The organism is Terriglobus sp. ADX1, from assembly GCF_036877645.1.
GTDB lineage: Bacteria > Acidobacteriota > Terriglobia > Terriglobales > Acidobacteriaceae > Terriglobus.
On sequence record NZ_JAEDXV010000001.1, the window covers coordinates 87219 to 104835 of the forward strand.

Below are 17617 nucleotides of genomic sequence, written 5' to 3' on the forward strand. Positions count from 1 at the left end.
CCGCACAGATGTCTCGGCAGACACGTGACTGGCCAATCATGCCGCAGCAGATCAACGCCATCCTGATTTCGCAGCTTCGGCAATTGCGGGCACGGTCGCGATACCTGCGCATGAATGATCCCTACGCATCCAGCTTCGCAGGCATGAAGACGAGAAACATCGTTGGCCATATGGGTGTGACGATGCAGGCCAAGGTGAAGCAGCAGCGCGGCGACAAGTTGAACGAAAAGCTCAACAAGGAACTGGAGCAGGCGTGGACGACATGGTGCTTGCCGAAGTATTGCTCCGTGAAGAAGGACATGGGCTTCGCCGCCATGCAGCAGTTTCTGCAGGCGCAGACACCCACGGACGGCGAGTTTTTCGTGCAGCGAGTCGTCGATAAGGCCAACCCATTCGGCATGTCCCTGCGCATCGTAGATCCCGATCAGCTCGACGCCGGTTACAACTCGCAAATTCCGTTGCCAAACGGCAACATCATCGTCATGGGCGTAGAGCTCGATCCGGAGTTGGCCCCGGTCGCTTATCACTTCTTTAAGCCGAACCTGTTCTATGGCGCATCGCAGCCTCGCGAGCGTATCCGTGTACCGGCCAGCGATGTCATCCACTACTTTGTGCCGTGGTTCGTTAACCAGATCCGCGGTATTCCGGAGATGGCTCCATCTGCTTACCGGCTAAACATGGTCAGTGGGTACGAGGACGCGGAGGCGCAGGCCGCGCGTCTTGGCGCGACGAAGGCGGGCTTCTTCTACAACGAGAAAGGCGAGACGGAGTACACCGGTGAAAAGGACAAGCTTGACCAGAACAGTTTTATCGACGAGGTAGAGCCGGGACAGTTTGACATTCTGCCCACCGGGTGGAAGATGCAGACGTACGACCCGCAGCACCCGAATGCAGCATATGCCGTATTCATGAAGACCGCGCTGCGAGCTGTGTCCGCTGGCTTCGGCGTGGACTATCCGACGCTGGCGAATGACCTGGAGAGCGTCAACTTGTCTTCGATGCGCGGTGGCATGATGGAGACCCGCGACGGTTACCGCATCGGCCAGCAGAACTTCATCCAGCACTTCATCTGCCGCGTCTTCTCGTGGTGGTTGGAGGCAGTGGACCTGAAGGGCGCTGTAACGCTTGGCAAGGTCACGCGCGATGTAGTCGAGGAATCCATCGTCTGGACGCCGCGGCGCTGGGGATACATCGACCCCATGAAGGACGTTCAGGCGGACATTCTGGCCAATGACAATGGCTTGGGAACGCTCACGAACAGCCTGGCAGAGAAGGGCATGGACTTCGAGGAGACGATCGACCAAATCGCCTACCAGCAGCAGTACATCAAGGCGAAGGGCGTAAAACTCGGAGCGGATCTCAAGGGCGACAGTGCCGGCAACGGTGTAGTGGAGGAAGACGATGGAGAAACAGCAAGCAGCGGGCAACAGGATGGTGGGAACAAGTCAGGCGCCAAGGGCGGTAGTTAGCGGAGGCGCTTTGCGATCACTCGGCGGCGTGAAGGTGTGCGACGCGCGAGGAGATGCGCAGAAGAAGTAGAAGCGAGTGCTTAAGGAAGTGGAGGCGGGCGAATTTTGCCCGCCTTTTCTCTTTACACGCATAGTCGCATCGTGAGCACTGACAAGCAGATTCCCCAGCAATTGCCGGTTCAATATCGAGCGTTCGCGCTGCGGGCGGAGAAGGCGCAGGACGGCGACAACCAGCCCGTCCCGCTTTCGTTCTCCTCTGATAATCCCGTGAAGCGTGTCACTTGGGGCGGCTACTGGTGGAACGAAATCTTGGGCCATGACGCCGGCGAAGTGATTGACGGGCGCATGAAGCAGGGCCTGACGCTTCTGGTGAACCATGATCCAGATCAGCGTGCGGGCCGCCTTGAGAACTGTGCCATTGATGCTGATGGTATTGGTCGCGGAGATGCCTACTTTGGCACCACGGGCTTCGCGAAAACCACGCGGCAGGAGGTCGACGACAAGACCCTCCGCTACACCTCCGTGGGTTACATCATTCACCAGTTGAACCGTGTCGCGGATGCGAACGCCGCAGACGACGAAGACGAGGACTACCTCGGAACTTATCGCGCGACGTGGGAGCCGGTAGAGGTCAGCTTAGTCGCTGTTCCTGCCGATCCTTCAGTCGGCGTGGGCCGCAGCCTTAATGGTGCGGAGCAGTACCCGGTGCGCGGTTTGAGTGCGCCGAAGTCAAAACCGGCTGCGGCCGAAAAAGAAGAGGACAAACGCATGGCAACTCCCGCTGTAGTTCCGAATGTGGAGACGACGCCCGCCGCGCCCGCCGCGCCGACTCGTGACCAGATTATGACCGAATTCCGCGAGATGGACGCAGTTCGTCAGCAGTACCCGGATATTTTCACCGAGGCTGTGCGCGACACGTTCATTGCAAACAAGCGAAGTGTTTCCGACGCGAAGAGCTACGTGCTCGATGAGCAGGCGAAGCGTTCTGCGGAAAGCGCTGTGCGCCCTGATGCAGTGGTCGTCGTGGACGCTGCCGATAAGGTTGAGCCTGGCATTCGTGCCGCTCGCTTCGTGCGATCCATCGCCGCGGGTGGGAAGAATGGTGTTGCAGCTTCTGCACGCTTTGCTCGCGAAGTGTTGAAGGATGCCGTGATTGAGCGTGCTTTGAATGCAAGCTCCATGACAGCCGGTGGCATCTTTATCCCCGAAAACATCTCGGCGGAAGTGATTGAACTGCTTCGCCCCGCTTCCGTGGTCCGTAGCTTTGGTCCGTCCCTGGCGCCCATGGCTAACGGATCCTTCACGATGAATAAGACCACTAGCGGTACGGCGGCCTCGTACATCGGTGAGAATAAGCCCATCCCGGTTACCGGCATGACTGCTGGCGCTGTAAAGCTTTCCGCGAAGAAGCTTGCGGCTTTGGTTCCCATCTCCAATGATCTGATTCGTTACTCCAGCTACAGCGCTGATGCGTGGGTCCGGACCGACTTGGTGCGTGCTATCGCGCAGAAGGAAGACATCTCCTTCATCCGCAGCACGGGCAGCGAGTTCAGCCCGCGCGGCTTCCGCTGGCTGGCGAATCAGGCCAACGTTATTGCCTATACCGGAGATAGCTCGCTCGGCAACGTGACGAATCAGCTTGGCCTGCTGGTCCTGGCGCTGCGTAAGTTCAACACTCCAATGGTGAATCCGGGCTGGATTCTGTCGCCACGTACGGAATACTTCCTCATGAACTTGCGCGACGGACTCGGCAACTTCGCGTTCCGTGCCGAAATGCTGCAGGGCAAGCTCTTCATGATGCCTTACAAGGTGACGACGCAGATCCCGGAGAACTTGGGCGCAGGAACTGCAACCGAGATCATTCTGGCGGACTTTGCTGACGTTGTTATCGGCGACGTTCCGGCCATCAGTGTGGAGACTTCTGGGGAGGCGAGCTACCAGGACGTCGACGGCAGCGCTGTATCGGCTTTCCAGAACGACCAGACGCTGATCCGCATGATTGTCGAGCACGACATCAACGTGAAGCGCGACACGTCCATCGCGGTTCTGACGGGCGTAACGCTGGGATCGTAATCGTAACCGAAGTCCCGGCCGTTGCAGCTAGCTTCGGCCGGGCAAGCATTCCGCAGTGCATCTCCGCAGGAGGAGAAAAACATGGGTTTCTATCAGGATCATGATCTTGGGAATCGGATTGACCTTGCGTATGGCAGCGATAGTGTAGCTGTCACCGCAGGTGGTGCCGGTGACGCGGTGCAGGTGACCAGCCAGTCCTTCGACCGCTTCGCTGTCAACGAGCCGCTCAGTATGGTGGCTGCGATTCGCTACAAGGCTGTACTGGCTGCGGCCGCAACGCTGTCGCTGGCGTATGTCGTTGAGCATTCGGACGACAATGCAACATTCGTCACTCTGACTGCCGCTACGGGTTCGACGGGTGCGAGCGCGGTTGTTGCGACCGGGCCGGCTGGTGGTGGGACGGTGCGTGGCATCGTACAGATTCCGCTGGATCTCGCGGGTGCCAAGGAATATGTGCGCCTGAAGTTTACGCCGGATCTGAGCGCAGCGAATACGGACACCGCGGAAATCTCCGCACTCTTCGTACTCGGCGGCCAGCGCATCCTGCCGGTCTAAAACGTCACTTAACTGAGAGCGGGGCTTCGGCTCCGCTCTTTCTGGAGAATTGCGATGCAGCTTGTGAAGTTCTTACGTTCCTACGAAGCGTATGCCGCCAATGAGACCGCGAAGTTTGAAAAGGCAATGGCCGAAAAGCTGATCGCTGCGGGCTACGCCATCGAACACCGTCTCGAAGCGAAAGCCGCAACGTCCACGGTAGCGGCGGCGAAGTAGAACATGGCTTTCGGCGACAGCGATCTCGACGTGTTCTTCAGTGACTCAGGCGTGCCGGTAATATTCGGCGCGCAGTCAACGCGCGGCAACCTGGACGAAGCAGGATCCGATAACGACATCATCGGCTTGCAAGTCGAGGACACCTCGCATGTGCTGGAGATCGGTCGGGGTTCGCTATCGCCGATGCCTAGGTCCGGAGACGCAATCACAGTGGATGGTCGCGCATTCAGGGTGCGAAAGCAGACGTCGGTGGATGATGGCGGGATCGTGCGTATCTGGTTGAAGGTGGGCTAGTGAACGAGCTATCGATACGAGAACAGATTCTGCGCGCCATTGCCGTGGCACTCGGCGGCGACGGATCGCCAGCAGCAGCGGTATTCCGCTCTCGCTTGGACCAGATCCGCAGCGATGGAGACGAATCTGCGCTCCCATGCTTCGACATCTCTCCCGGTAAGGAGAGAGACGATCCGGATGCTGCAGACCACGATGCATGGGGGCGATTGTTGTCGGTGGATGTGCGCGCGATTGTGGATGGCACAGGCCATGAATACGGAGACGGTGCGCTCGATCCGATGTACCTCTTTGCGGTGCGCTCAATGATGTGCGACGAGACGTTTGGTGGCCTGGCGATCAGTACCGAGTGGACGGGAACTGACGAACCGGTGTTTCTTCCAGAGGGCCGCGACATTATTGGCTTAACTATCAACTTTGATGTCAAGTTTGCTGTGAAACGCGGCGATCCCGCGGAAAAGGGGTAAGGACTATGGCGGCAGGCGCAGCGCGGAAACTGGCAGGACGCCAGGGACAGGTTTACATCACGGACACCGCGGCGAGCGGTACGAAGACGAAGATCGCGAACCTTACGGACATCAAGCTCAGCATTAAAGCCGACAAGATTGACGCCAGCGACCACGACACGAACGGCTGGAAAGACTCACTGCGCGGCCTGATGGAGTTCACAGGCACAGCGGGCTTTCTCTATGTGACCACGCAGGCATCTCGCACGGCGATCTTCAATGCGCTGGTGAATGGCGATGACGTGACGCTGGAATTTCGTCCGGTGGATGCCGTCGACGAAGAGATGTATTCCGGCACGATCAATTTCGATGGCTTCGATCTCGGCGCGGGTAACTCTGATGCGCAGGCAGTCAACCTGTCGTTCTATGGACGTGGTGCGCTTACGGACGGAACGATCGAGGCGTAAAGCTGGCGCGGTGCGAGCTGGATAAGCGTCCAGTGTCGATACCAGGCATGCAGGGCTGGCTGACCCATACGCGATCCGCCCCTGCTTCGGTGAGTCAGTCTCACCACTGCGCACAAGGTGGGCTCGGCGAAGCCCATCGCAACACGAAGGCCATCCGGGTTACCACGGATGGCCTTTGGCTTTGCTCGAAAGAGCGTAAACGCGGCACAACAGGGGTATGCCACAGACCTGCGCAGTGTGCTGCAAGCAATCGTTTCCAGATCGGACCACAGCCAAGCTCCATATGCTCGCCAGCGGTAAAGCCTGGTCGGGAATGGAGCTTTACGAGTGTCCAGTGGGAAGCGGGTTGCACTTCGGACACTCGCGGAAGGCAAGGAAGCGGCCACCGGTGCGCGAGCATCGACGTGACCGCATGCTGATGCTTCCGCCGCAGGCTCTGGCAAAAGAGGTGATGTGTCGATGAATAGTGTGACAGGCGCAGGTGTGATTGAGATTGGCGGCGAACAGCGTCCGATCGTGTTCGATATGGATGCTGCAGATGCACTGTATGAAGCAGTTGGGCCGCACTGGAACCTTTGGCTGATTGAACGTTTCCTGCCTCAGGCGATGGCGAAGAAGGGAGAAGCCGTACATCTCAAGGCTCTGTCGCCAGCGGACCAAATGATTGCGGTCTACGCGCTGTGTGCGGGTGATCGCCGCGACCGAGGTTACACCGAGACGCTGGAGGAGATGCGCCGCAAGACAAAGCCGTTCGAACTGGGCGGTATGCAGGCGGCAATCACCAAGGCTGTACTGGCGAGCTTCGGCGCACCGGGGGAAGGCCTGGAGGTGGTCGCAAGCGCGGACGACGCATCTCCTTCCGACGCACACGCGCAAACGCATGGAATTGGCACGCGGAGCTGAAGTATGCGGAGCGCATGGGGATCCGCTTTGAGGACTTCCGGCGCCTACCCCTCTCGGTGTGGCGCGCCTGTCGTGACGCATTCGCGGAAGCCCAATCGCAGACGATGGCACATCTGGCATGGCGTGCGTCCTGGCAATTGCGAAGTGCCGGTGCGCGGGATGTAAGCGCCGAGACGATGCTTGGCGACCTTCGTTACTTCGAGTCTGCGCTCGGCAAGCCGAAACGTCGCGAGCTGACGGCTGAAGAGAAGTTTGAAAAGTTGTGGGGTCGCGCTGAAAAGAAGCGGACGGCCGGAAAGCTGAAGGCGTAACTTATGGCGATTGGCGGCGGCGTAACAGTTGTCATTACGGGGCAGGATGACACTTCGAGGGTCTTGGACCAGATCGAAGAGAGGATGCGGCGGGCATCCATTCCTGCCGCCGACCTTGGAAGGAAGCTCGGCGATGGCATGGAACATGCAGTGCCGAAGGTTGCCGCTGCCAGCGGTGCCATTCGAGAACTTGAAGGAAGTATCCCTATCCGAGCCGTCGAACGATTTCTTACGGACGTGCTCGGATTGGGCGATGCCTTGCAAGCTGCGTTTCCTGTGGTTGGCGGCATAGCCTTCGGGGCGATCCTTCTGGAGAACATTCAGAAGGTTAGGGAACTTGCGAAAGATGCCCAAGAGGCCGGCAAGAAGGGCGCGGAAGCGTTTGCGGAGTGGCACGACAAGAATCAGGTGGCCATTACGGACCTACTTCTGACCAGCAGCAAGCTGAACGACGAAATCGACAAGCTGTCTGGTCATCCGAACAATGGCCTGGCGACAGCTTTATTGGAAGCGAAGAAGGCAGCAGACGAACTCCTGCAATCACTCAACGCTGACCGCAAGGAGATGGATGCATTACTGAGGGAGCACTCAGTATCAACGCTGCAAAGCATCTTCACCGGGGTTGCAGCGACCGGTAAGCAAGAAGAGGAGATAAGGGCCGACGGGGAAAAGCTTGCTGGTGCGGTGCGAACAGCCAACGCCGCCTACGATAAGGCTCTCGACGAGGCAGGTAATGACAAGGCGAAGATTGAAGCGGCGACGGCCATCCGCAACAACGCCGTAAAGAAGGCGTTTCAGGACCAAATCAATCTATACGTGACTGAAGCAGGCAGACTTCGTAAAGAGCAGTCGGATTCGATTGTGGCGAGCGATCGCCTGGCAGCAAATGGTCTGAACCCAGCGGCGGCGTTGGCGCGCCGTATCGATAACTCCGGTCGCATCGCAAACGTCGAAGGTGCCGCACAGATCCTGCGTGATCGCATGCGAGTTGAAAGCATCGACGAGACGATAGCCGGACAACGCACAACGCTTGGTCAGCTGAAGGGGAATAAGGACTCAGCGGATGCCGCACGCAAGCAAGAAGAGCTGCGTCGCAAGATGCAAGAGGCGCAAGCAAAAATGGACGAGTCTCTGCGTAAGCTGCAGCAAGCGGCCGCGGATGAGTCTCTGCGTCAAGCTAAGGCTGAAAGTGACGAGGAGTTGGCGCAGTTGGACGCCGGGCATAAGCTCAAACTCGTTTCCGATGAGGACTACTATCGCCAGAAGCTGGCGATCGAGGAACGGTACAACGGCACACAGCTTGGTGCTGCGAACATACGACGGGCAGCGCTCAACTCGCAGATCGAAGGCTTACAGGGACAGACATTCAGCGGTCCTGATGCTGGCGCGAAGCTCCTGGAGCGCGACGCAAAAATCAATGATCTGATGGCAGAACGCCAGAAGATTGCGGGGCAGATAGCCACCATAGAAGGCGACTCCGCAAAGAAGAGGATCGACACAGAGACACAGATTCTAGAGTCGCACCGGCGCGATGCCGAGGAGCAATACAGCCGCGCGAGCACGCTGCTGGACGCCGGTAGAAGCAATGTCGCCTTTCGTCAGCGTCGAGGTCTTATCTCCGCCGATGATGCGCGTCTGCAGGGGCAAGCTATCGACGCACAGCAGGCGGACGAGCTACAGAAAGTCGTCGATGCCTATCAGAAGATTGCGGACACCAGCGAAGCTGGAACAGCCGCGGATGCTGTTGCGAAGATAGCTCAACTGAAAGAGCAGATTCTGGAGTTGCGGAATCCAATCGATGAGTCCGCCGAAGCGTTGCGCACCGGCTTTGACAATGCATTCGAAGGCCTCTTTGAAAACATCGATCAAGGACAAAAGGCGTTCGAGAACTTCGCGAAGAGCATCCAGCGGTCAATCACGCAGCAGGTCTATAAAGAACTCATCCAGCCGCAGATCGATGGCATACTCAGGCAGTCGTCGAGCGGCTTAAGTGGTGCTCTGAAGCCTCAGACGAAGCTGCCATCTGGTGTTGATCTGTCCTCGGTGGTGCGACCCTTTGTGCCGGGCACACTTGGAAACTCAGTAGGCGACGTGCTGGGCGATAAAGGAACCACGTCACACATCACCATCGTTCTGCAGCAGGATGTGACCGGAGCGACTAAGGTGGCCGACGTCTTTCAGGATGGAAATAACCGCGACAAGATTATTGCTACGATCGCGGATGACTACAGTTCAGGCGGTATTCTGCGTCAGATCCTGGGTGGACACGGGCTTTAGATACGGATTCCGTTGCGATATATGCGCTGCCAGGCGACATCCCACTGGCGCTCAAAACGATCCTGCACCACGCGTGCCACCGTCTGCACCATATGGAGGCTGGATTCTGGAATGTGTGCTGATGGGACCAGGATATAGAAGGGAATCACATCACGCGCGTTCTTATCGCTGGCGACACGTGCAAGGATGGCCCACCGGCCATCCTTCATCTTTTGCTTGAAGAAGATGAATCCGCGAATGACGCGCTGTCTACCGTTCACCTGTTGGCCCTTACGTCCGGTGTACAGGAATCGGCCGTTGGCTGCGCCGAGCAGGTTCTTGGGGCGTAACTCATTAGGGATGGTCGTGGGCGCGAACTGCCGCAGGTACTTCGTCGGGATGGCGATGAATTGTCCACCGGCATGCTGCACTTTCTCACCGCCGGTTTCCTGACGTCCCAAGTAATCCGGCGCGCCGGTCTGTCGATTGGCTGTATCTGTGTGGACGTCGGCAGTGATGGGGTACGACCTTGAATCGGCTGGTTTGATACGTATGCCTTGTTCGGTCCACGTGTTGCTTAGCTTGAATGAGCTCCGCACATTGCGCTTCACTTCTGCCTGCGCGTCCTGGGCAACTGCCGTAAGTGTGGATGCCAAGGCGAAGGGAATCGAACGCTTCTCCAGCTCGCGCCTCTGCGCTATGAAGCCACTCGCGTCCACTGTTACCTGATACGCCATGCTTACAGATTCGCTCACTTTCACCGTTTAGAGCCAAAGTGCGGGTATGAATTACCTGAAGGCTTATGCGGGCTATGACTTGACTGCGCTCGGTCTGTGGCGCGAAGCGCGCGGTGAAGGCTTGATTGGCATGCAGGCTGTGGCGAACGTTCTCGCCAACCGCGCCGCGAAGCACCGCACATCGTGCGACGAAGAGGTGATGAAGCCTCTGCAGTTCTCGTCCATGACGGCCCCAGGTGACAAGCAGCTACTCCTTTTCCCAAACGGTGCGGACGAGACGTGGCGCAAGGCGCAGCAGCTTGCCGCGGCGGCGAAGGCGCGAACACTTGTGGACCTCACACACGGCGCCACGCTGTACTACGCACCGAAGAGTATCGAGCACTACAAGCACTTCATGCTTCCGGGTGGCGCAGATGTTCCGTTCCCCGCGAGCTGGAACCCGCGCGCCGTTGAGTATGCAACCACCGTAGGAAACCACGTCTTCTTCCGCGAGGTATAGCGCGTGGCCTACGAGACCTTTCCTGATCTGTATAAAGCGCCCGACATCTCCATGAAGGAGACGTTTGACGATCCAGGCATCAAGGACAAGATGGAGGACGGCGCTGTTGCTTCGCGTCCGCGCTACACACGCATGCGGAAGACGCTGAAGGTGACGTATAGCCTTCTGACGCCGGAGGCGCGACGCATCCTCATTCAGTTCATGCGAAGCGTGGGGAGCTGGCAGCCGTTCTACTTCACCGACAACCGCGATGATGCCAACCCTGAGACGTTGACAGTCCGGTTCACGAAGTTACCGGAGTTAGACGACGACAAGTGGGCCGCTGGAAGCAAGCGCTTCAAGGCCACGTTTGAGGTGACGGAGATTTGAGTCAGCCTCTTTCCATTTCAGTCGCGTCATCCGTCGAGAAGTCGAAGCTGGCCAGTAATGTGCCGTGGCTGGCGCTGGCGAAGATTGAGTGGCCTGACGGCTCTCTGCTGCGCTTGGCCCGCAACATCGGCGACGTGCAGTTTGATTGCGGAGACGGTGACGGTGTGCAGACGTACACGGCCTTTGCATGGGAGTTCTCGGAATTGCAGGAGAACTCTGACGGATCCGTTCCTTCGTGGGCCGTAAAGGTTTCGAACGTGAATCGCGCCGTGGAATCACTACTGGAAGAGTATGGCGGCGGCGTTGGTGGATCCGTAACGATCTACGTGGTGAATGGTCAGAAGCTGAACCGCGAACCGGACCTTGAGTTGCCGTTCGACATCACCGGCTGCACTTCGGATGCCCAGTGGGTAACGTTCACGCTCGGCGCACAGTCGCCACTCCGCATCATGTTCGGACGTCACCCATATTCGGCAGATAGCTGCATCTGGCGCTACAAGTCACCACAGTGCGGGTACACCGGCACCATGCCGACGTGTTCCTTTCGCCTCGGTGGCAGCAATGGATGCCGCGCGCATAGCAATCAACTGCGCTTTGGAGCCTTCCCCGGTGTGGATTCAAACGGCCTGCGCGCGGTGACGAGGTAGCTATGCCGAGAGGATATTACCCAAGAAAGCTTAAGCGCACCGGCGTGGTGCAGCCAGACGATAATGCCATCCGATACATCCCCTTAACCAAGGGACTTGTTGCCATTGTGGACGCGGAGAACTTTGACCGCCTCAGCACTTTCAATTGGTCGGCGGATTCAGACTCAGACGGCAGACATTACCCCGTGACAACACTTCCGCGCCAAGGGGATACAAGGCAGCGCAAGGTGAAGATGCACCGCTTCCTGCTTGAAGGAGATTTTGAGTGTATCGACCACATAAACCGTGATCCGCTAGACAATCGATTGGGTAATCTACGCGGCTGCACCTTCCAGCAGAACAGCGCGAATCGATCGCTAAACAGGAATAACACTTCGGGTGCCAAGGGTGTCTTTAAGGTTGCAGGCTACAACCGCTGGCGGGCCTGCATTAGAGTGGCAAAGCGCACTCATCACTTGGGGTATTTCCCAAGCGCTGAAGAGGCGGCCGCAGCCTATGACCGGGCGGCCATCAAATTATTGGGTAACTATGCTGCCACCAATGCGGTGTTGGCCTGATGAAGTGCCGTGACCTTATCGGCGCGCCGTATAAGCTGGGTGGCCGTGGGCCGGAGTACGACTGCGCCAGCCTTGCAATCGAGATGCAGCGCCGGCAAGGTGTGTCGATGAAGATACCGCCATCCCCCGATGAGGAGACGGCGCAGCTCCGTACTATGCGGTTGATCCTACGGTCTGCGTGGCGCGAACTGAAACGAGCAGAGCGCGGGTGCCTAGTGTACTTCCCAAACGAGGGACACGTGGGCACGATGCTGGATGGCTTCCGCTTCCTGCACACAACGAGCGAAGTAGGCCATGCTCACATCGACACGTTAGAGTCTCCGCTTTGGCGCACAAAGCGCCGGTCGTTCTACGTTCCAGCGTAGGATGCTAACCGTCTGCGAGAACCCTTTCAATCCTCAAAGAGATCAACGCTCGATTGCGCTGCTTCCCGCTGAGACGGTTGGCGAAGCTCTAGAGCGTGAAGGGTTAGACGGCCGCTATGTGCTGTCGTGTAACGGTGAGCTGCTGCCACCAGAGCGCAGCCTGTCGTATGTTCCGCAAGATGGTGACGACGTGCAGGCCGTCACGCTGCTTGAAAACAGCACGCTCCGTTCCATCGCAATGATTGGCGTGGCTGCCTTGTCTGTAGCGGCTGCTGCGACCGGCTTTGGCGCGGTTCTTGGCGCGGCGGCATTCCAAGCTTTCGGAGCTTCCTTTTCCACTGGGATGATTGGGGTGTACAGCGCTGTAGGTACAGGGCTCGTGAGCGTTGGCGGCACCCTATTCGTAAGCGCAATAGCCTCGCTTTTCCAGCAGAAGCCCGGCGGCAGTAATTACGGTGTTCTTGGCCCCGTAGCGACTGCGCGCTCCGGCATTCCCATTGCCAAGGGTTACGGCACGATCCGCACAGCTTCGAACATCATCGAGTCGTGGATCGACATTATGGGAAACAATGGCGACCAGCACGACGTCGACGACGGCGCGGATACCATTGGCCGGCAATACATCAATGTCCGCTGTAACTTCGGGTTTGGTCCTGCACGTTCCATCAGCGACCTGCGAATCAACGACCAGGACATCTCAAACTATGCGGACGTGGCCTACTGCATCCTTTACGGCGTGAACGATGAGACGCCGGTGACAGCAAGTGATCCGCGCTGGGTAGTAATCAATCGCACGAACTACGGCACCACGCAGAACGATTACCCGACCACCGACTTCAACACCATCAACAATAACTATCCGAAAGGGCAGCGCGTTCGCGCTGGAGGCCCTGGCGTCGTCCTGCCTGGCCAGCGGACCGACACTCAGAAGCTGACTGTCTATGTCGTCTTCCCCCAGGGAGTTTGGCGATTGGACGACTCGGAAGAAATCAAGCGTGCCGCGATCGATTACGACGTCTATTACCGTGCCTCCGGTAGTGGCGATAGCGGATGGATCCATGTTCCGGCCACCTCAAACGACTTCACGGGCTCGACTCACTACTACTACAACATTCGTCAGACAGTACTGCGCCAGGCGACCATCATTGATGGACTGACGCCGGGAAGGTATGACGTTAAGGTCGTGAAGAACGGCAGCGGCGCTGTGCACAGTGCGCTCGATAACTTCGAGCACGAGAGTAACAAGTGGGGCGATCAGCTATGGGTCGAGAGCGTTCAGGAGACGAGCTACGACACGCTGGCCTACCCGAACATGATCCAGGTGTGCCTGCGCATCATGGCATCAGACCAGTTGGCCGGTGCAGACCTCAACCTGACAGCGGTCATTGAATATGGGCTGCGCAGCAGCTTGCCGGCGGAACTCGCGGGACTCCCTGAAGATACGCCTGCCGTGGTGGCGTATGACGTTCTTCATGACCCTGTGATTGGCGCGGATGTAGCCGACGAGCGCATTGACCTGAACTTCTTTGCGCAGTGGGCTGCGCTTACACAGACGATGATGGATGACGGCGACGGCGGTACGCAGAAGCTCGCGGCGTTCAACGGTGTATTCGACCAGAGCGATCAGAGTATTTGGGATGTGCTGCAAACCATCGGTGTGATGTCACGTGCCAGCCTTCAGCGCGTGGGCACAAAGATTACCGGCTGGCTGGATATGGATGATGACCCGGTGCAAATGTTCCACATGGGGAACATGCTTGCGGACAGCTACTCCAAGACTTACCTAAATCTGGAAGATCGGGCACAGGAAGTATCTGTAACCTTTGCTGACGAAGACGACGACTACCGCACACGCAACCCTCTGCGCGTAATTGCGGATAGCGATGAGAACTCTACCGAAGCGCTGAAGAAGACAGACATCAACCTGCTTGGATGCACCAGCCGCGTGCAAGCCTGGTACTGGGCTGCGCTCCGGCTCCGCGAACTTGAGACGCTGCTGCGGACCCATACGTGGAAGTCGAACACGCAGGCGATACGCTGCCGCACCGGCAACATCGTGAAACTTCAACACGACGTTCCACAGTGGGGTTACGGTGGAAGGATTCAGCAAGGTAGCACCGCCTCATCCATCGTTCTTGAGGCGAATGACTACCCGAACCCTTTGGACGATAGCTGCAACGTGATAGTGGTGCATCCCGCTCTGCGGCGCACCACTGTCACGATTTCTTCTATCTCCGGAAACATGCTGACGGTTTCAGGTTACGACGGCACGACTCCAGTAAAAAGACTCGTACAGGTGGGGATTGACGTTGCGATAACCGTTGTAAGTGCGACAGTGCTGAAGGCTGATAGTGTGTCGGGATTATCCGTGGGGTTCGCTGACTTATGGGATCTCGATGTCATGGAGACACGGAGCGTCTCTGCACTGAAAGGTGATGTCGCAACACTTGAGTCACCCCTTTCCATGGCGCCGACGCCGCTGGATGCTGGATATATCTACCAATCCACCACGAGGCAGGCTAAATTGGTTCGCATTAAGCAGATACGGCGCATGCCGGGAGAGCAATGCCAGATAAGTGCGGTTGATTACGATCAATCCACCTATGACATCCCGGCGCCGGACGGACTAAAAGAAACCCCTCCCACCGGCGGAGGTGGTCCCTCTGCAGGATTCGCCATTATCGGTGTGGCCTCTAGTCCGGCCCAGCCAGGGATCGACGCCACTATTACGGTAAACGTCCGACCAGATGTGGCAAGCACCGGCGTGGTCGTATCCGTCGATCTGACAGCGTTGGGACACAGTACGCCGCTAGTACTCACAGCGGGAACGCCGCAGTCGCAATACACGCCATTCACAGGTAACGCCACAGTAGACAGTGGAATCGACCCAGGAACCTACAATCTGGTCGCAACTGCAACCGACGATCAAGGGCATAGCGCAATTGCAAATATTCCCGTCAATGTGCAGACGCAGCCAATCATTGCTTATATAACGCTGGATCTTTCACAGGTAGGGACCAGGTTCACGGTTGACGGATTCAACCTTATCAACGGTGGATCTGGATACACTTCTCTCTCTACCGCAACGCTTGTGGGAAATGACGGGGACGAGCCTTACGGATCGAAAACGGTAGCTTGCACGCTTACCTTGGATAGCAACGGCTCTATCACATCAATCACAGGTGGAAGCGGAAGTAGCTGGTATGGTCCGCCAGACTTAGACATCGAGCGCTGATTGGGTAATAGCAAATTTCCTCGGATGGCATCACTTCCGGTAATCAGGGATTATGCCGACCGGTTATGTACCCATCACCGCAAACAACATCGCAGATCCTACCGGAAATAAATTATCCGACGGGGTTATTGAAGTACTGGTAACAAACATCAAAGATGTCCCGCTGGTTGTAGCTGCGGGCGGCGGAGGAAGTGCGGTACTTCCGGGCTCGATTAGTCCTATTGTCGTCACAAATGGCGCTATACCTGGTGGCTGCCAGGTTATCGATACATCTGTAACGATGCCAGCGAACTGCTGCTTACGGCTAACAGTGAAGGATGGCGGTGGTAAGGTGTTGCGCGTTATGCGCAAAGTGCAGACGCAGACCGGCGTTACGCTAAACCTGGACACCGCGCAGCCGAACACGGATGATCCACTTGCTCTGATTGTTGCGGGCCCGCAAGGCCCCGCAGGCCCCCCTGGAGCATCGGCGGACATCATTGCTCAGATCGAGGATGATATGGCAGCCTCGGCAGCGTCTGCTTCTGCGGCAGCCGCATCGGCGAATAGTTTGTTGACGCTGGTGCAGCCGGTGTCAACGGTTGCACTAACGAAGGCGGCCGGCGCGTCTCCAGAGGTGATGCCCGCATTTCAGCTCGTTGCGAATCGACGCATTTACTCACCAATCGGTGATTCGTATTACACCTCCGCTCTGCGTCCATGGAGTGCAGGCCAGGGCTATTACGTTGGCGCGATCGGAGGCTTTGATGGCGGGACGGAAGCGCTGACAGCAACCGGGCTAAGGCTTGAACCCTTTTCCGGTACCGGAGCGGCGAGTTGGGGTGTTTGGACGCTGCGTAAGCGCATCCAGACTTCCTTCGAAACTGCGACTGTGGTGGTGGATGCTCTACCGACATACTCTACAGGTGAAGTCCGTGCTTTCGTTGGCATGATTAACTCGGACAATACCTGGATTTTTGCCTGCTACGACTTCAACGGCAATAAGCTCTCTGTTCGCCTGCGAATGTTCAACGGAACGATCCAGACATTGGGAGAGGTGGCGACGGGTAGCAACCTGGCTGCGGGTGACACGATCTCGTGTGTTGTGGATGGCCCATACGTCTACACTCTCCAGACTAAGCCCGACGGGTCGCAGTATCGTTCCTCGATCGTCAATCTTAAGCCCTATATTGATCCTCGCGATGTGGCGAATTTTCTTGAGGGCTTTAACTGGTGCGTTGGACTGCAGTCAGTCGGCAGCGGGAACGGCATCACCTTCAAGAATTTCTCTGTAAGCAATTTTGGCGGTGTTGGGCTACGGGATTACTCGTGGGTAACGTATGAAGACGGAACGCCCTATGAAGAAGAGGGCTTGTTCTACTTCACTGCGACGCTCGGCGGTTACAACGATGGGACGTCTGACGCCGTGTTCGCCGGAAGCCATATGGGTGTGTTCACATTTGATCCACTTAGTTATCGGATCAAGCAGGTTGGCCGTGTTCTTTGGAGTGACACGGCAGGCGCTCTGCGCTATATCTGCGGCCATCATGCAGGGCAGATTGTGTTTGATCGAACACGTAAGTGCTGGATGGTAACGGCTACATCTTTTGGTCTGTTCGATCGCACTGGACTGACCCAGATCGTGGGAGATACCCGTTACACCGCGCCTCTTGTAGGCACACACATCATGGTTGCCAATGCAATCGCTTTTCCGGGGGGCCATTCCACCTGGGACGCGCAATGGATGCTTGTAGGTAGTACCTGGTATGTCGCGGCCACGGTGGATGATGGGACAGGCAAGAGCAAGGTGGGGCTGTATACCGCCGATCTGGCGACGCCGTACACGATTACTGCAGGCTCATTCTTAGTGCATGCCACAGCGAATGCGCGTGAAGGCACAAAGCTGGTGAATACTGGCGGAGGAACCGTGCGGCTGCTGGCTGGCGAAACGAACACGTCGACAGTTTATGTGTATACGCTATCGCCATTCGCAGTTGTGGGCAGTCTCACCACGCCGAACACTACCGCGCTTGGGACTCCGGCGCAACACTTCGATTTGATAGCCAACTTCAACAAGGGCAGTTCAGAATACTTCGCGCTGATGTTCGGCACGGACTCCGTGGAAGGCGTTTCTTATACGTGGGGAACCACTGAAATTGCTCGCAATGGTAACGGTGGCGAACTGGCTGGCTACGGGTTCGATCGCGTTAAAGTAGCCGGAAGAACAACATAGTATTCTTGC

General features: G+C 57.4%; 18 protein-coding genes. 17 read left to right on the forward strand and 1 reads right to left on the reverse strand.

Going from position 1 to position 17617, the window contains the following annotated elements:
- Nucleotides 1-8: 8 nt before the first annotated feature.
- The 10 genes from JAO32_RS00420 to JAO32_RS00465 all read left to right on the forward strand — a co-directional run bounded on the left by JAO32_RS00420 (nt 9) and on the right by JAO32_RS00465 (nt 9008).
- A complete protein-coding gene (locus JAO32_RS00420) occupies nt 9-1469 on the forward strand; it encodes a phage portal protein (protein WP_334236562.1) in 1461 nt (486 codons plus the stop codon).
- Nucleotides 1470-1574: 105 nt separating this feature from the next.
- Nucleotides 1575-3542: a phage major capsid protein gene (locus JAO32_RS00425; protein WP_334236564.1), complete on the forward strand. Its 1968-nt coding sequence runs from the start codon at nt 1575-1577 to the stop codon at nt 3540-3542.
- 81 nt (nt 3543-3623) lie between these two features.
- Nucleotides 3624-4097, forward strand: coding sequence for a hypothetical protein (locus tag JAO32_RS00430; protein ID WP_334236566.1), 474 nt, complete (start codon nt 3624-3626; stop codon nt 4095-4097).
- A gap of 54 nt (nt 4098-4151) precedes the next feature.
- Nucleotides 4152-4313, forward strand: coding sequence for a hypothetical protein (locus JAO32_RS00435; protein ID WP_334236568.1), 162 nt, complete (start codon nt 4152-4154; stop codon nt 4311-4313).
- 3 nt (nt 4314-4316) lie between these two features.
- Nucleotides 4317-4607 carry a head-tail joining protein gene (locus JAO32_RS00440; protein ID WP_334236569.1) on the forward strand — a complete coding sequence of 97 codons (291 nt, stop codon included), beginning with the start codon at nt 4317-4319 and terminating at the stop codon, nt 4605-4607.
- Entirely contained in the window at nt 4607-5071 is a 465-nt protein-coding gene (locus JAO32_RS00445; protein WP_334236570.1) for a hypothetical protein, read from the forward strand. Before JAO32_RS00440 ends, JAO32_RS00445 begins: the two co-directional genes overlap by 1 nt.
- Before the next feature lie 5 nt (nt 5072-5076).
- Entirely contained in the window at nt 5077-5517 is a 441-nt protein-coding gene (locus JAO32_RS00450; protein ID WP_334236573.1) for a phage tail tube protein, read from the forward strand.
- A gap of 459 nt (nt 5518-5976) precedes the next feature.
- Complete coding sequence (locus JAO32_RS00455; protein WP_334236574.1) at nt 5977-6420, forward strand: hypothetical protein; 444 nt, start codon at nt 5977-5979, stop codon at nt 6418-6420.
- A gap of 104 nt (nt 6421-6524) precedes the next feature.
- Nucleotides 6525-6731 carry a hypothetical protein gene (locus tag JAO32_RS00460; protein ID WP_334236575.1) on the forward strand — a complete coding sequence of 69 codons (207 nt, stop codon included), beginning with the start codon at nt 6525-6527 and terminating at the stop codon, nt 6729-6731.
- 3 nt (nt 6732-6734) lie between these two features.
- A complete protein-coding gene (locus JAO32_RS00465; RefSeq protein WP_334236577.1) occupies nt 6735-9008 on the forward strand; it encodes a hypothetical protein in 2274 nt (757 codons plus the stop codon).
- Here JAO32_RS00465 and JAO32_RS00470 read toward each other — a convergent pair.
- Nucleotides 9005-9742 (reverse strand): hypothetical protein, encoded by a 738-nt coding sequence (locus tag JAO32_RS00470; RefSeq protein ID WP_334236579.1) that lies wholly within the window; start codon nt 9740-9742, stop codon nt 9005-9007. The genes JAO32_RS00465 and JAO32_RS00470 overlap by 4 nt on opposite strands.
- 28 nt (nt 9743-9770) lie before the next feature.
- On the opposite strand from JAO32_RS00470, the gene JAO32_RS00475 reads away from it, so the two are divergent.
- From JAO32_RS00475 to JAO32_RS00505, 7 genes are all read left to right on the forward strand, one after another.
- A complete protein-coding gene (locus JAO32_RS00475) occupies nt 9771-10223 on the forward strand; it encodes a cell wall hydrolase (RefSeq protein WP_334236580.1) in 453 nt (150 codons plus the stop codon).
- A 3-nt stretch (nt 10224-10226) separates the two neighbouring features.
- Entirely contained in the window at nt 10227-10592 is a 366-nt protein-coding gene (locus JAO32_RS00480) for a hypothetical protein (RefSeq protein ID WP_334236581.1), read from the forward strand.
- The gene (locus JAO32_RS00485) at nt 10589-11239 is read left to right on the forward strand and encodes a hypothetical protein (protein WP_334236582.1); all 651 of its coding nucleotides are present in this window, start codon (nt 10589-10591) and stop codon (nt 11237-11239) included. Before JAO32_RS00480 ends, JAO32_RS00485 begins: the two co-directional genes overlap by 4 nt.
- 2 nt (nt 11240-11241) lie before the next feature.
- Nucleotides 11242-11796 carry an HNH endonuclease gene (locus JAO32_RS00490; RefSeq protein WP_334236583.1) on the forward strand — a complete coding sequence of 185 codons (555 nt, stop codon included), beginning with the start codon at nt 11242-11244 and terminating at the stop codon, nt 11794-11796.
- Nucleotides 11796-12161 (forward strand): NlpC/P60 family protein, encoded by a 366-nt coding sequence (locus JAO32_RS00495; protein WP_334236584.1) that lies wholly within the window; start codon nt 11796-11798, stop codon nt 12159-12161. Before JAO32_RS00490 ends, JAO32_RS00495 begins: the two co-directional genes overlap by 1 nt.
- 118 nt (nt 12162-12279) lie before the next feature.
- Nucleotides 12280-15396, forward strand: a complete 3117-nt coding sequence (locus JAO32_RS00500; RefSeq protein WP_334236585.1) for a phage tail protein — start codon at nt 12280-12282, stop codon at nt 15394-15396.
- Between the two features lie 52 nt (nt 15397-15448).
- Nucleotides 15449-17608: a hypothetical protein gene (locus JAO32_RS00505; RefSeq protein ID WP_334236586.1), complete on the forward strand. Its 2160-nt coding sequence runs from the start codon at nt 15449-15451 to the stop codon at nt 17606-17608.
- The last annotated feature ends 9 nt before the right edge of the window (nt 17609-17617 follow it).

Coding starts and splice junctions, on each gene's coding strand:
- JAO32_RS00450 (WP_334236573.1), top strand. CDS start 5,077: ATGGCGGCAGGCGCAGCGCGGAAACTGGCAGGACGCCAGGGACAGGTT.
- JAO32_RS00430 (WP_334236566.1), top strand. CDS start 3,624: ATGGGTTTCTATCAGGATCATGATCTTGGGAATCGGATTGACCTTGCG.
- JAO32_RS00440 (WP_334236569.1), top strand. CDS start 4,317: ATGGCTTTCGGCGACAGCGATCTCGACGTGTTCTTCAGTGACTCAGGC.
- JAO32_RS00465 (WP_334236577.1), top strand. CDS start 6,735: ATGGCGATTGGCGGCGGCGTAACAGTTGTCATTACGGGGCAGGATGAC.
- JAO32_RS00475 (WP_334236580.1), top strand. CDS start 9,771: ATGAATTACCTGAAGGCTTATGCGGGCTATGACTTGACTGCGCTCGGT.
- JAO32_RS00455 (WP_334236574.1), top strand. CDS start 5,977: ATGAATAGTGTGACAGGCGCAGGTGTGATTGAGATTGGCGGCGAACAG.
- JAO32_RS00460 (WP_334236575.1), top strand. CDS start 6,525: ATGGCACATCTGGCATGGCGTGCGTCCTGGCAATTGCGAAGTGCCGGT.
- JAO32_RS00435 (WP_334236568.1), top strand. CDS start 4,152: ATGCAGCTTGTGAAGTTCTTACGTTCCTACGAAGCGTATGCCGCCAAT.
- JAO32_RS00490 (WP_334236583.1), top strand. CDS start 11,242: ATGCCGAGAGGATATTACCCAAGAAAGCTTAAGCGCACCGGCGTGGTG.
- JAO32_RS00420 (WP_334236562.1), top strand. CDS start 9: ATGTCTCGGCAGACACGTGACTGGCCAATCATGCCGCAGCAGATCAAC.
- JAO32_RS00505 (WP_334236586.1), top strand. CDS start 15,449: ATGCCGACCGGTTATGTACCCATCACCGCAAACAACATCGCAGATCCT.
- JAO32_RS00495 (WP_334236584.1), top strand. CDS start 11,796: ATGAAGTGCCGTGACCTTATCGGCGCGCCGTATAAGCTGGGTGGCCGT.